General features: G+C 67.2%; 15 protein-coding genes. 14 read left to right on the forward strand and 1 reads right to left on the reverse strand.

Annotated elements, in window-relative coordinates:
* Window positions 1-9 precede the first annotated feature (9 nt).
* The 4 genes from ABGB08_RS21490 to ABGB08_RS21505 are packed head-to-tail and all read left to right on the forward strand — an operon-like array spanning window position 10 to window position 3,935.
* A complete protein-coding gene (locus tag ABGB08_RS21490; RefSeq protein WP_347592938.1) occupies window positions 10-453 on the forward strand; it encodes a hypothetical protein in 444 nt (147 codons plus the stop codon).
* Window positions 446-901 carry an HNH endonuclease gene (locus tag ABGB08_RS21495; RefSeq protein WP_347592940.1) on the forward strand — a complete coding sequence of 152 codons (456 nt, stop codon included), beginning with the start codon at window positions 446-448 and terminating at the stop codon, window positions 899-901. The genes ABGB08_RS21490 and ABGB08_RS21495 overlap by 8 nt, the downstream gene beginning before the upstream one ends.
* The gene (locus tag ABGB08_RS21500; protein WP_347592942.1) at window positions 901-2,466 is read left to right on the forward strand and encodes a terminase TerL endonuclease subunit; all 1,566 of its coding nucleotides are present in this window, start codon (window positions 901-903) and stop codon (window positions 2,464-2,466) included. The genes ABGB08_RS21495 and ABGB08_RS21500 overlap by 1 nt, the downstream gene beginning before the upstream one ends.
* Window positions 2,463-3,935, forward strand: a complete 1,473-nt coding sequence (locus ABGB08_RS21505; protein ID WP_347592944.1) for a phage portal protein — start codon at window positions 2,463-2,465, stop codon at window positions 3,933-3,935. Before ABGB08_RS21500 ends, ABGB08_RS21505 begins: the two co-directional genes overlap by 4 nt.
* Window positions 3,936-3,951: 16 nt before the next feature.
* On the opposite strand, the gene ABGB08_RS21510 is transcribed toward ABGB08_RS21505, so the two are convergent.
* On the reverse strand, window positions 3,952-4,329 hold the full coding sequence (locus ABGB08_RS21510) for an STAS domain-containing protein (RefSeq protein ID WP_347592946.1): 378 nt from the start codon (window positions 4,327-4,329) through the stop codon (window positions 3,952-3,954).
* A gap of 215 nt (window positions 4,330-4,544) precedes the next feature.
* On the opposite strand from ABGB08_RS21510, the gene ABGB08_RS21515 reads away from it, so the two are divergent.
* From ABGB08_RS21515 to ABGB08_RS21560, 10 genes are all read left to right on the forward strand, one after another.
* Window positions 4,545-5,159 (forward strand): hypothetical protein, encoded by a 615-nt coding sequence (locus tag ABGB08_RS21515; protein WP_347592948.1) that lies wholly within the window; start codon window positions 4,545-4,547, stop codon window positions 5,157-5,159.
* 24 nt (window positions 5,160-5,183) lie between these two features.
* A complete protein-coding gene (locus ABGB08_RS21520; RefSeq protein ID WP_347592950.1) occupies window positions 5,184-6,182 on the forward strand; it encodes a hypothetical protein in 999 nt (332 codons plus the stop codon).
* Window positions 6,183-6,237: 55 nt separating this feature from the next.
* Window positions 6,238-6,585 carry a hypothetical protein gene (locus ABGB08_RS21525; RefSeq protein WP_347592952.1) on the forward strand — a complete coding sequence of 116 codons (348 nt, stop codon included), beginning with the start codon at window positions 6,238-6,240 and terminating at the stop codon, window positions 6,583-6,585.
* Between the two features lie 11 nt (window positions 6,586-6,596).
* Complete coding sequence (locus ABGB08_RS21530; RefSeq protein ID WP_347592954.1) at window positions 6,597-6,899, forward strand: hypothetical protein; 303 nt, start codon at window positions 6,597-6,599, stop codon at window positions 6,897-6,899.
* Window positions 6,896-7,234, forward strand: coding sequence for a hypothetical protein (locus ABGB08_RS21535; protein ID WP_347592956.1), 339 nt, complete (start codon window positions 6,896-6,898; stop codon window positions 7,232-7,234). Before ABGB08_RS21530 ends, ABGB08_RS21535 begins: the two co-directional genes overlap by 4 nt.
* A gap of 41 nt (window positions 7,235-7,275) precedes the next feature.
* Window positions 7,276-7,626: a hypothetical protein gene (locus tag ABGB08_RS21540; protein ID WP_347592958.1), complete on the forward strand. Its 351-nt coding sequence runs from the start codon at window positions 7,276-7,278 to the stop codon at window positions 7,624-7,626.
* A 70-nt stretch (window positions 7,627-7,696) separates the two neighbouring features.
* Window positions 7,697-8,218, forward strand: coding sequence for a hypothetical protein (locus ABGB08_RS21545; RefSeq protein ID WP_347592960.1), 522 nt, complete (start codon window positions 7,697-7,699; stop codon window positions 8,216-8,218).
* A 223-nt stretch (window positions 8,219-8,441) separates the two neighbouring features.
* Window positions 8,442-8,567 carry a hypothetical protein gene (locus ABGB08_RS21550; RefSeq protein ID WP_347592962.1) on the forward strand — a complete coding sequence of 42 codons (126 nt, stop codon included), beginning with the start codon at window positions 8,442-8,444 and terminating at the stop codon, window positions 8,565-8,567.
* A 119-nt stretch (window positions 8,568-8,686) separates the two neighbouring features.
* Window positions 8,687-8,998, forward strand: a complete 312-nt coding sequence (locus tag ABGB08_RS21555; RefSeq protein WP_347592964.1) for a hypothetical protein — start codon at window positions 8,687-8,689, stop codon at window positions 8,996-8,998.
* A 54-nt stretch (window positions 8,999-9,052) separates the two neighbouring features.
* Window positions 9,053-13,357 (forward strand): hypothetical protein, encoded by a 4,305-nt coding sequence (locus ABGB08_RS21560; RefSeq protein WP_347592966.1) that lies wholly within the window; start codon window positions 9,053-9,055, stop codon window positions 13,355-13,357.
* The last annotated feature ends 65 nt before the right edge of the window (window positions 13,358-13,422 follow it).

Raw genomic sequence — 13,422 nt, forward strand, 5'->3', positions numbered from 1 at the left:
ATCTTTCGCATGCCCGGACCTCCGCCGAACCCCGTCCATTCCCGCCCCCGCGACACGCGGCGGCGGATCGAGGAGAAGGCGACCGTCATCGACGACACCCCCACCACCGCAGCCAAGCCGCGCCTGCCGAATAAAGAAGGCGGCTGGGCCACTCAGACCAAACGGTGGTGGGAGACCTGGAAGGAATCGCCGCAGGCCAAGACCTTCACCAGCACCGACTGGATGTTCCTGATCGAGACCGCCTACCTGGCGGACGCGTTCTTCACCGGCGACCTCAAGCACGCGGGCGAGCTGCGCCAGCGCATGGCCAAGTTCGGCGCCACCCCCGAAGACCGGGCCCGGCTGCGGCTTCAGATCAAGCCGCACGAGGATGCCGCGCCGGAGACGGGGCCGCCCGACGAAGACACCGGGCACGTCGTCGACTTCGAGTTGTACCGGGAGCTGAGTGGCTGAACCTGACGGATGCAAGTCCTGCAAATCTCGTGATCTCTATCACGGGCAGCGGCTCTGCCGTACCTGCTACAACGAGGGCGAACGCATGCGCCGGGCGGCAGCACGCACCGACCCTTCAGTGCGCGCTCGCGAGCGGGAGCGCGAGAGACAACGTTTCAGGGATCGCTATCAAACCGACCCCGAATTCCGGAAGCGCAAGATCGAGGCGAATAGCAAACGCCGCCTCTTCTACCAGCGTGAAGGCGACCTCACCTCGGCGCACTGGGATGTGTTGACCGCCTACTACCAGGGATTGTGCGCGTACTGCCTTGCGCCCGCAACCGTGCTTGATCACGTAGATGCACTGGCTCGGGGCGGCGGCCACACCGCCACAAACGTTGTTCCCGCCTGTGATGCCTGCAACTCCGCCAAGGGGGACCGCCTGCTCATCGAGTGGGGAGGGCGTTAGTGCCCCAGTCGGGCAATATCCCGGCGACGGTCCCACACCCCACTCGAACTCTCGGCTACCAGATCCTTCGCTGGGCCGAACGCTACATCGTCCAGCCCGATGGAGAACGCGCTGGTGAGCCATGGCGGTTCACTCGTGAGCAGAAGCGGTTCATCCTCTGGCTGTACGCGATCGACGAACGCGGCAGATGGATCTACCGATCCGCCTCGCTGAGACGCGCAAAAGGTTGGGGTAAGTCGCCGCTGCTGGCGGCGCTGTGCTTGATCGAAATGCTCGGCCCCTGCCGGTTCTCCCACTTCGATTCCGCCGGGAATCCGGTCGGCAAGCCGGTGGCCGCGCCGTGGATTCAGATCGCCGCCACCGCGATTCATCAGACGACCAACACTTTGGACCTGGTCCGCGGCATGTTGGTCGCCTCCCGCCTGGTGGCCGACTACGGCCTCCAGGTCGGCAAGACGCTGATCCAGTTCAAGGACGGCCGCCCCGGCAAGATCGAGCCCGTCACCTCCCAGAGCGCTTCTCTGGAGGGTGGCCGGCCGACCTTCGCCGTGCTGGACGAGACCCATCACTGGACTGAATCGGCTGGTGGGCACGGGGTGGCGCGCGTCATCGCCCGCAACATCGGTAAGAATCCCGGTGGCCTGGCGCGGTATGTCGAGACGACCAACGCCTACAACCCCAACACCGACTCCATCGCCCAGCTCACCCACGAAGCGTTCCTGAAGCAGGTCGAGGAATCGGGCTTCTCCGACATTCTCTACGACTGCCTGGAAGCGCCGGACGGCATCGACCTGAAGGACGTTGTCGCGCTGCGCGCCGGGCTGATCGAAGCCTACGGCGACGCCACCTGGGTTGACCTGGACCGCGTGATCGGCGAGATCGCCGACCCACGCACCCCGCCCGAGGACGGCTACCGCTTCTACCTCAACAAGATCGTCCGGTCGGCCGAGTCGTGGATCACTCCCGCCGTCTGGCTCGGCCGCCAGGTCGACGAGGAGCTGCGACCCGGGGATCGCATCGCGCTCGGGTTCGACGGAAGTATCCGCGACGACGCCACCGCGCTGGTGGCCTGCCGTCTGCACGACGGATTGATCCATCCTCTCGGGATATGGGAGTCCAACGGCCTCCCGGACTGGGAGGTGGACGTGCTCGCGGTGGACGCCGCCGTGCACCAGGCGTTCACGACCTTCGACGTGCAGTGGATGTACGCCGACCCGGCCTACTGGCAGGACATCGTCGGCCGGTGGGCGCTGGAGTTCGGCGACACGGTCGTGTTCGAGTTCTGGACCGGCCGTGAGGCGAACATGGCCCGCGCGATCGAGCGGTTCCACACCGCCGTGGTCACCGACGCGCTGATCCACACCGGCCACCCGCGCTTGGCGCGGCATATCGCCAACACCCACAAGCGTGAGGTCCGCTCCGGCTACGTGCTCTCCAAGGAGCACGCCAAGTCCAAGCGCAAGATCGACGCCGCGATCGCGGCGATTCTCGCGTATGAGGCGCGTGCGGACGCCATCGCCGATGGCCGATTGAACAAGAAGAAACGGAGAGTCGTCGGCTTTTGAGTTCCCTCGGGTCGCCCCCGGCCTCCCCGGCCGAGTGGATCACCTACCTGGACGGCCGCCTGGCCACCAACCAGACCCAGCTGCGGCGCTACGCCGACTACTACGACTCCACTCCGCTGCCGCTGGCCTTCCAGCAGGCCCGCTTCCAGGAGGCGTTCCAGGCGCTGTTCGCCACCTGGCGGGTCAACTTCGGCGGGCTGATCGTCGACTCGATCAGCGAACGGTTGAAGATCGACGGCTTCCGGATGACCGAAGACCCCGAAGCTGACGCTGATGCGTGGGAGATGTGGCAGCGCAACGGCCTGGACGCCGATTCCAACGCCGCCCACATCGACACCCTGGCCCTGTCGGCCTCCTACGTCGTGGTCTGGGGCGAAGACGGCAGCGGCGAAGACGGCCCGGAGCCGGTCATCTCGCCGGAGTCGGCGATGGAGGTGGCCGTGCAGTACAAGCCCGGCTCGCGCCGGGAGCTGATGGCCGCCCTCAAACGGTACCGGGACGATTGGGGCCGGGAGTACGCGACGTTGTGGACGCCCGATCACGTCCACACCTCGGCCGTCGAACCGAAGCCGAACCAGCGGATCAACTGGAACGACATCCAGACCACCGACAATCCGCTGGGTGTGGTCCCGGTCGTGCCGCTATACAACCGGACGCGACTTCTGCGCACGCCGTTCAGCGAGCTGGAGCCGTGCATCCCGCTGATCGACGCGGTGACCAAGGTCGCCGCGGACGCGATCGTCGCCTCCGAGTACGCCGCCTTCCCGCAGCGCTACATCGCCGGGATGGAGATCGAGGAAGACGAGAACGGCAAGGCCAAGTCCCAGTTCCAAATCGCCATCGATCGCATTTTGATGGCCGAGGACCCGGCGACGGTGTTCGGGCAGTTCGCCGCCGCCGACCTTCAGAACTATGTGCACCTGATCAACGCCCTGGTGCAGCAGCTGGCCTCCATCTCCCGCATCCCGTTCCATTACTTCCTGCTCAACGGCGGCCAAGCCCCCAGCGGGGAGGCGATCACCTCCGCCGAGGCGGGCCTGGTCAACAAAGCCCGCGAGCGGATGATCCACTTCGGGGAGGCGTGGGAGCGCGTCATGCGTCTGGCCTTCCAGGTGAAGGGCGACAAGCGGGCCAAGGCGTTCGACGCCGAGGTGATCTGGGCCGATCCGGAGTACCAGGCCAAGGGCGCCATGATCGACGGCGCGGTGAAGCTGGCCCAGGGCTTGGACGTGCCGAAGGCCCAGCTGTGGATGGACGTGGGCTATTCGCCCCAGCAGATCGCCCGCTTCCCCGAACTGCGCCAGCTCGACTACGAGATGGCGATCGAGAAGGCCGACACGCTCGGACTCAATCCGGACGGCTCCGTCCCGGTCGCCGCGCAGAACACGCCCGCCTCAGCGAAGAAAGCTGTGGACGAACCTGTGGATAAGACTGTGGCGAAGAAGAGGCCGACCGCCAAGGCCGCCTAACCCTCAAGTGGCTGCTTTAGCTCTCCAGTCGGGCCGCGTCCATGGCCTGCGCTGCGGTTGCAAAGATCGGCAGGCGGTCGGTCAGGCCGAGAAGCCCCATCGAACGTTCCACGCGGCCCGACATTCCCCCGATCACAGCCCACTTCGTCGGCCGGTTGGGGCCAATCAGAGCATTGATGATCACTCTGATGGCTGAGCTGTCGAGGAAAGTGACACCCGATAGGTCAAGGATCAGCCGGACGGAGAACTTACCGTCAGTGCTGCCCGCTGCCTGCCGGACGGTGGCTTCGATGCGGTCGTGCAGGGCGACCTCAAGCTGGGCATCCAGCTCGCCCCCAATCGAGATGATCACGATTGCGCCTTCTTGGCGGGACGAGAACTCCAACTCCGGCATGCCGATCCCTCCAAGGTGATCTTGCCCGGATGTTGCAGTGGTGCTGATTCCTGCATGAAAGCCGATCCCCGTATCCGTCGGCCAGCCCATTAGCGACACAGGTTGATCACAGCCGCACCCAGGCGCATACACCCTGTCCGCTGAGACTCAATCCCGTTTAACGGCCCCGCGACATGCGGGGCTTTCCTTTTGCCGCCGACATGGAGGTACCCCGCATGACCGAGCCCACCGCCCCGACCGGCCCGGCCCCCGAGCCCGTTACCGCCCCTGTTTCCGAGCCTGTCGCCGACACGGATCTTCAGGCCGAACTCGACAAGTGGCGCAGCCTCGCGCGCAAGCACGAGAAGGCATGGAAGACCACCTCGACCGAGCTGGAGACCCTGCGCCAGGCATCGCTGAGCGACGCCGAACGGGCGGTCGAGACCGCCCGCGCGGAAGCCCGTTCGGCCACCCTCGCCGAGGTCGGGGCCCGGCTGGCCAAGGCCGAACTGACTGCCCAGGCCGCCAGGGCCGGGATCGAGGTCCCAGACGCCCTGTCCGGGCTCCTCAACCTGTCTGGCCTGCTCAACGCGACCGGCGACCCCGATTCAGAGGCGATTGCCGCCGTGGTCGCCTCGCTGAAGACCAGCACCACCGGTCCGGACATCGCCACCACGGCCACCCCGCCCAAGACGGCGTACGCGCCGAACCTCGGGCTCGGGCCGCAGGCCACCACGCCGGGCGTTCCCGGCCAGCTCACCCGCGCCGATCTCGCCCGGATGAGTCCCGCCCAGATCAGCCAGGCCCGCCGTGAAGGCCGCCTGGACGTGCTGATGCGCGGCCCCAGCTAACCCCACCCTTGGAGTAACAGCCTTTTGACCTGGAGTATCACTGCCGGCATCGCGGTCCAGTCCGGGATGCTGCACATGCCGCCGGATCTGGCCGGGACCTGGATTCCCGAGATCTGGTCGGCCCAGACCATCGAAGACCTCGAAGCCTCCCTGATCCTGGCCTCGCCGACCGTCACCAACCGCGCCTACGAAGGATCCTTCGCTCACGCCGGTGACACCATCCGCATCCCGCACTTCCTGGCCGACCCGACCATCCAGACCACCGGCGAGGCGTACGGGGAGATCGGCGAAGCCGACAAGCTCGGCGTCGACGCGCTCACGATGCGCATCGACCAGTGGCGGTCCTGGCACTTCGAGGTCGACTCCCTGCACCAGCTGCGCACCGCCGCGGGCATCAACTACATGGAATCCGCTTTGCGGGAGTATGCCAAGGCGACCGCCGCCTCGATGGACAAGCACGTCGCGCTGACCATCGTGGACGCGATCACGGCCAAGGACCGCAACAACGGCGGCGCGACCCTGCACGGCTTCATCAAAGCCTTCCCCGCCCCGGACGCCACCAGCCTCTACGACACGCTCGTGGACATGCGGACCCAGCTCGACATCGACAACGTCCCGACCTCGGGCCGCTACATCCTGCTCGGCCCGCGCGAGTACGCGATCATCCTCAAGGACGAACGCTTCATCGACGCCAGCAAGTACGGCGCGGGCAGCGTGGTGGTCAACGGCGAGGTCGGCCGCATCCTCGGCATGCCCGTCCTGGTCTCCAACACCGTCGGCGCGCACCTGGGCGAGACCACCCCGAACAAGAAGTTCGTGCGCAAGCCGCACGACGGCGCCAAGGGCATCCACGTCATCGTCGGCCACAACATGGCTATCTCCTTCGCCGGGCAGCTGTCGGAGCTGGAGCCGTACCGGCCAGAGAAGAAGTTCACCGACGCCGTCAAGGCCCGCTTCATCTTCGGCACCAAGGTCATCCGCCCGGAGGCGATGGTCATCGCGGGCACCCTCGTCAACGCCTGACCTGCCACCCCTCACCCGAACTAACAATCCGAGAGGGGGCGGCTGAGTGTCCCTCGTGACCGTTAATGACATTGAGACGCGGCTCGGCCGCTCCTTCGACGCCGCCGAGCAGGCGCGGGCCGAGGCGTTCATCACCGACGTCTCGGCCCTGGTGGTCACCTACTGCCGCAAGACCTTCACCGATGAGTCCGGCGTCCTGACGGCGCCGGGCGATGTGAAGGCCGTGGTGTGCGGCGAGGTCATCGCCGCGTTGAACGCCGCCCCCGGCATCTCCTCGGAGCAGATCGGCGAGATCCAGACCACCTACACCCGCTACACGGCCGGGCTCTCCAGCGCGGCGCGTGCGGCGCTGCGCCGGTTCCGACGCCGCATCGGCTCGGTCCACGCGGGCGGCGGATCGTGAGGTTCGATGCTGTGGCTTCGGTGTTGCGCGCCGAGCTGGTCGCCGACGCCTACGGCCACCGCCGCGACTGGGTCAACGCCGCCGTGGTGGTATCGGTGCCGTGCGTGGTGCTCCCGGCCGCCTCGCGAGAGGCTGAGTTGGATCGGGAAACGACGGTTACCACATTCCACGTGTACTGCAAGGCCGCCGACGTGCTGGCCACCGACCGACTGCTACTCGACGGACTCGCCTGCGAGGTGATCGGAGAGCCGGTGCGGTGGGCCGGACGGACCGCCACCTTCATGAAGATCACCGCCCGGACGGTGACCGCGTGAACGAGGTCGAGATCAACCAGGCCGAAGTCCTGAGTCTGCTGGCCGACTCGCCCGAGCTGCTGGCCCTGGTGATGGAGAAGGCCCAGGACGTGGCCCGCTTCGCCCGCATCGGCGCGCCGGTCGCATCGGGAAAGTACCGCGACCAGATCGGCGCAGAACTGGCGTGGACCGCCGACGACCTGCCCAAGGCGTACGTCGTCGGCCGGGCTTTCCACACCGTCGCCGTCGAGTACGGCACCCGCGCCGGACCGATCCGCGGTGGCGTCCGCCGGTCGGTTCCGGGCTGGTTCAACTTCGCCAACGCCTTGAGCCTGGCCGCTGCTAAGGACTGGTAACCGCTCTGCGGGTCGATCCCCTCGCCCTAGCGATCGAAGCGTTGCGTTGCCATCCGCCGCTGGCGGACGTCCCGGTTTCTGCTGACCTGGTCGCCCACGCCACCGGCGATTCCGCCGTGGTGGTGAACCTGGTGTCGGGTCAGCGGATCGTCCGCGACCGCATGGACGCCTTCGATCTCGTCTTCAACTGCTACGCGGCAACCAAGAAAGCCGCCGCCGAACTCGCCCTCACCGTGCGCGAGTTCCTTCTCGAATCCCTGCCCGCCACCGCGATCAACGCCGTGATGGTCGCCGACGTCCAAGACGGCTTCGGCCCGTTCGACGCCGCCGACCTGGAATCCGGCGAACAGCGGTTCATCTACCGGGCTTCCCTCTTCGTCTACGAGCTTTAAGGCTGCCTTTTCACTCTTGTCTGCCAACAACGCCTCCAGCATTCGCTTTGCTCCTGAAGGAACGATCTATATGGCGCCGGTCGGCACGACCGCGCCCATTGATGTCACCACCGCGCCGGGCGCGTCCTGGACGCAGCTCGGCTACGTGACCCCGGCCGGCGTCGAACTCACCCCCAGCGTGACCACCAGCGCGGTCGAAGTGTGGCAGAGCGCCACGCCGGTGAAATATGTGGTCACCGCCGCAGGCTGCAAAATCAAGTTCACCCTCAGCCAGTTCGACGCCGACGCCACCGCCCTCTACTTCGGGACCGAATGGACCCCTGCCGAGGACGGCACCGGCACGCCGATCCCCGGCGTGTTCGTGTTGAACCTGGAGTCCACGCCCGAGCTGGCCGAGCGTGCCCTGCTGGTGGAGTGGTCGGACGGCGCGGTCACCAACCGGCTGATCATCCCGCGCGGCATGGTCTCCGAGCGTGAGGGTCTCAAGCTGACCCGGGTCGACTCCCAGACACTCGGCGTGACCCTGGACGCCCTGGACTCGGGCGGCTCGCTGGGCTACATCCTCACCAACGCCGACATGTCCGCCGCCTGACACCTCGGCGCTTCGGCCTCTCTTCCCCCTCTCCCCTTTCTCCTGATCAGTTTCCGAGGAGCTCTCCCTGTCTGAGTCCGCACCCCTTCCCGCGCTTGAGGCCGAAGCCAATGGCGGCGCGTTCCCGGTCGAATACGCCGGTGTCACCTACGAGGTTCCAGGTCCGCTGGACTGGCCGTTCGACTCAATCACCCACCTGTCTGAGGGAAACATCTCCAAGGCGGTGGAAGGCATCCTCGGCGAAGACCAGCTCGCCGTCTTCCGCGCCACCAAGCCGAAGGTCCGCGACGGCATCGGCCTGATGGAGGCCATCTCCGCCGCGACCGGTTCGGGCAGCCTGGGAAACTGATCTGGGCCGTCCGGCTGATCCGGCGGCATCCCGGAGAGCTTGAGGCCGATCTGCTTCGCTTCTTCGGTGTCGATCTGCTGGACCTGTGGCGGCATCGCCTGTCCCTGCGCCGTCTGCTGGTGCTCGCCAAACGGCTGGTGAACATGCCGGGCGAGTCTGCCCTTGCCGCCGCTGTGCGCGGCGGATCGGCCGACTGGGGAAACGCCGAACATCTTCTCGCCGCCGTCATCGACCGCCTGAACATCACCAACTGGCTGATGGTCGAAATCCACAAGGCCGAAGGCAAGGACAACCCGCTGCCTGCGCCTTTCCCCCGTCCAAGCATGACCCCTGCCCAGCGTCCGGAGGATTCTCCGGAGCCGGTGAAATTTGCGAGCCCGAAGGAGGTGATGGCCGTCTTCGCCGGGTTGAAAGTCGGAAGGATGATCTAAATAGAGGCTGGCGCCCGCAAGCTCGGCTCCGGTTACATCGAAATCACGCCGCAGTTGAAGGACTTCGGCGCGGCGCTGAAGGCCAAGGCCGCCGCCGAGCTCGGCGAGCTCCACGACCTCACCGTGGACATCACCCCCGGCCAGCTCAAAGGCTTCACCCGCCAGTGGGCCGAGCGTGTCTCGGCCGAGCTGAGCGCGCGGGGTGTCGCGATCCAGATCCCAGTCGCGCCCGCCTCCGGGGATGACTTCCTGGCCGATCTGCAACGGCGTTTCGCCTCCTTCGATGTCGCGACCGCGCGGGAGATCGACCGGGGAATCTCGGCCCGTTTGAACGACGCCCGCAAGGCCCTGGACGAGCTGCGGCTGAGCCTGGCCAACGGCTCGCGCGACCTGCGCGACTCCGACCTGGCCGGCGAGCTCGCCGTCATCCGGTCGGTGATCAGGGAACTGAGTTCCGACACCACGGCGATGTCGGCCGCCCAGACCCGCGCCTGGCGCATCCTGGCCGGTGACGCCCGGAACGTCGCCGGTCAGATCTCCACCGCCCACCGGGGCGCGGCCCGCGACACCGAACGCGCCTACAAGGACGCCTGGGCGCGGATCACCGCCGACATCACCGCGCGGATGCGGCAGGTCGAAACGACCGTCAAGACCGGGCTGCGCTCGGCGAATGACGCCTCGATCACCGCCTCGATGCGGGACATCGAGTCCCGCGTCCGGTCCCTGACGGCGAACATCGCCGCCTACGACCATGCCCAGCAGGGCCACATCACCAGCCTGGTCCGCCAGTTCCGGACCCTCTCGTCGAGCGTTGAACGGGAGACGAGCCGCTCCCGCCGCTCGACGGAGTCGCTCCGCGCGGAGTTCGCCCGGCTGGCCCGGGACATCAACGCCGCCTCTGATGGCGGGCTGGCCGCGCTGGCGAAGTTCGAGCGCGGCGTCTATTCGGTCGAGCGCGCGGTCCGCGTCGGGCTGAAGGAAGCATCCCAGCGCGGCCTCACGGAGGCAGCCTCCATCATCGGCAAGTTCGCCGACGACAACGGAATCGTCTCCGGCGCCAGCCGGATGGGGTCACGGGCGGGGCTCGCTTTGGGGCAGGCATTCGCCACCACTGTCCGGTATTCGCTGGCCCGGGGCGGCTACCTGGCCCTGGTCGCGTTCGTTGCCCTCGGCACCACGCTCGGCCCGGTCATCTCGGCCGTCTCCCAGCTGGCCGGCGGGTTCACCGCCCTCGCGTCATCCGCCGTCTACGCGGCCGGATCGCTGGCCGCGCTGTCCGCCGTGCTGGCGGCGGTGGTGCAGGGGGCAGGAGTTCTCCAGGCCGCCTGGTTCGGCGTCGAGGATGCCCTGTCGGCGGTCATGGCCGCCAATGATCAAAGCGCGAGTGGGTTTGGCGGGTCGGCTACGGCCGCCCGCGCCGCCGCGCGGGCGATCAAGCGGGCCCAGGAGGATCTGGCCGACGCGGTCGCTGCCGTGCGCGAGCAGATCGCCGACTCCCTCGAAGATCACGCCGAGCTGGGCGAGGAGGTCGCCGAGCGGATCGCCGAAGCGCAGGAACGGCTGGCCGAGGTCACCGCCGACGTCGCGGCCCGGATCGCCGACCAGCGGGCCGACCTCGCCGACGCCCTCGAAGCGGGGGCCGAACGGGTCGCCGACGCGGAGGAGTCACTGGCCGACACCCGCGCCTCGGCCGCCCGGTCGGTGGAGTCGGCCGAACGCTCTTACGCGAACGCGATCATCAACACCGCCGAGGCGCAGCAGGCGCTGAACCAGGCCCGCGTACAGGCCAAGGAGCGGCTGGAAGACCTCGCCCTAGCGGTCCAGGGCTCCGCCCTGAACGAAGAGGACGCCCAGCTCGCGGTGATCCGGGCCAAGCAGGCCCTAGAGGAGGAGCTGGCCAAGCAGTACGCCCCGGACGCCACCGCCGAAGAGCAGGCCCGGCACGGCCTGGACGCCCAAGAGGCCGATCTCGCCTACCGGCAAGCCCTCCAGCGGCTGGCCGAGATCCAGGAGGCCAACGCCGACCTCCAGCAGGAATACGACGAGGCGACCACTGCCGGGGTGGAGGGCTCCCGGGATGTGCTGGACGCCCAGCAAGCGCTGGTCGAGGCGGCCCAGGCCCAGGCCGACGCCCAGCGGGCCCTGGCCGAGGCGCAGGAAGAAGCCCTGGATCGGATCGGCGACGCCGAACGCGATCTTGCGCGGGCGCGGCGGGATGGGGCACGCCAGGTCGCCGACGCCGAAAAGGACATCGCCGAGGCCCGCCGGGACGGGGCCCGGCAGATCGCCGACGCCGAGGACGCGCTGGCCGACGCCCGGGTGGACGGGGCCGACCGGCTGGCCGACAGCGAGGAACGCCTGGCCGAGATCCGCGCAGACGGCGCGGAACGGATCGCCGACGCGGAGGAACGGCTGGCCGAAGCCCGCCAGGCTGCCAGCGAGGCCGTGGGCGGGTCGGCCACCGCCGCCAATGCGGCAGCCCTGGCCTTGTCCAAGCTCAGCCCCGCCGCGCGGGAGTTCGTGCTGTATCTGGCCAACCGGATGTTCCCCCGGCTGGAGCAGCTGCAATGGCGGATCCAGGAAGCGATCTATCCGCCGCTGCTGGCCGGGCTAAGAAAGTCCGAAGGGCTCCTGGATCGGTTCGACGACAAGATCGTCACCAGTGCCGGTCTGTTCGGCGGATTCACCGAAGCCTTCTTCGACTGGCTGAACACGCCGGACACCGAAGACAAGATCGGCAAGATTCTCGACTCCAACAACCGGATCTTCGCCACCCTCCTTCAGACGGCCCTCCTGCTGGCCGATCCGCTGCTCGACCTCGCTGTCGCGGCGGGCCCCTTCGTCGAGGACGTCGCCCTCCTGGCACGGGACTTCGCCGCCTGGATCAACAAGGTCGTCTCCTCCGAAGAAGGCCGGGCAATGCTGGCCGACTTCTTTGATCGCGTCTGGCAAACCGTCAAATCCCTGGCCGGCATCCTCGGCCCGCTCGGCCTGGCCCTGATAACGATCTTCCAGACCGCCCAGCCGTACGGGCAGAAGCTCCTGGAATTCATCGAACGCGGAGCCAAGAAGTTCCTGGACTGGGTGACCAGCGCCGAAGGCAACCAAGCCCTCCAGGTCTGGTTCGCCAAGGGCGAGCAGGTGATGGAGGAAGTCCTGCGCCTGGTCGCCGCGATCGTCACCTGGTTCTTCTCCCTCACCGGCGAAGTCGACTTCGCCGCCTTCCTGGCCAAGATCACCGACGATGTGCTGCCCGCCCTGCAACGCTTTTTCGACTCCGTATCCGGGCTGGAAGGCGTCTGGACCGCCCTCGGGGCGGCGATCTTGATCGTGATCGATGTGGTGTCGTTCGCGTTCAACGCCCTCGGTGTCTTTTTCGGCAGCGGCGGACAGGGAATCATTTCCTCCTTCCTCGGCCTGATCGGTGATCTCGTCTCCTTCTTCGACGAAGATCTCGGGAGGAGCATCCGGGAAACCGGCCTGGAGTGGGATGGCCTAGCCGCGAAGACGGAGAACACCGAAAAGACGCTCGCGGATCTGAAGGATTCCGCGAAGTCGAGTTTCAGCGGGTTCTCCTCCTCGGCGCGGACCGCCTTCGCCGATCTCGACTCGACGATCAAGTCAGGCACGTCCAACACCGGCGGAGTGCTGAATTCGTGGCTGGGCACGTATTTCGGCACGAGCGGCAGTATCTCCAAGAGCGTCGGGGTTCTGGCGGCCGACGCGTCGACGAAGTTCGATTCCATCCAGTTGGCGGGAACCAAGTCCTTCGGCGTCCTGGCCAAGGACAGCGACACCTCCACCAAGGGCGTCGCGGCCTCCTTCAAAACCAACCTGGCCCCGGTCTCGGTCGCCGTCTCCGACGAGATGACCGCCTCCACCAAGGTCATCAAGGACAGCTCCGGTCAGTGGCGCGAACTCGGCCAAGATCTTGCTGACGGCTTCGTCGCAGGAGTTCGCGCCGGAGGAATCCCGGGTGCGCTCCGCCGGATCGTGGACGAGGCGATCCGGGCCATGAAGGACGAGCTGGAGATCGCCTCACCGTCCAAGCGCACTCAAGCGCTGGGCCTGTTCACAGGGCAGGGCTTCGCCCACGGCATCGACCTGACCGCCGGGATGGTGAGCGACTCCGCGGTCGGGATCGCCGACTCGGTGACCAGCGCCTGGTCGACACTGTCGGCCGATCTGAACATGTCGTCGGTCAACGCCGACGCCCTCGCGTCGGTGGGCACGGAGCGTTCAAACGCGCCCGCGTCCGTCACCCGGATCTACGACGTGGATGTGACGGCCGCGCCCACGATCCCGACCGAGCGGCAGATCACGGCCGCGCTGAAGCGGGCTGATGCGCTGTACAACTAAGTGTATCTTTAATGAACAGCGTGAGCAGATAAGCATTGTGACAGAAATTGAGCATTCCAGCTTTC

The organism is Acrocarpospora sp. B8E8, from assembly GCF_039871605.1.
In the GTDB taxonomy this organism is placed as follows: Bacteria; Actinomycetota; Actinomycetes; order Streptosporangiales; family Streptosporangiaceae; genus Acrocarpospora; species Acrocarpospora macrocephala.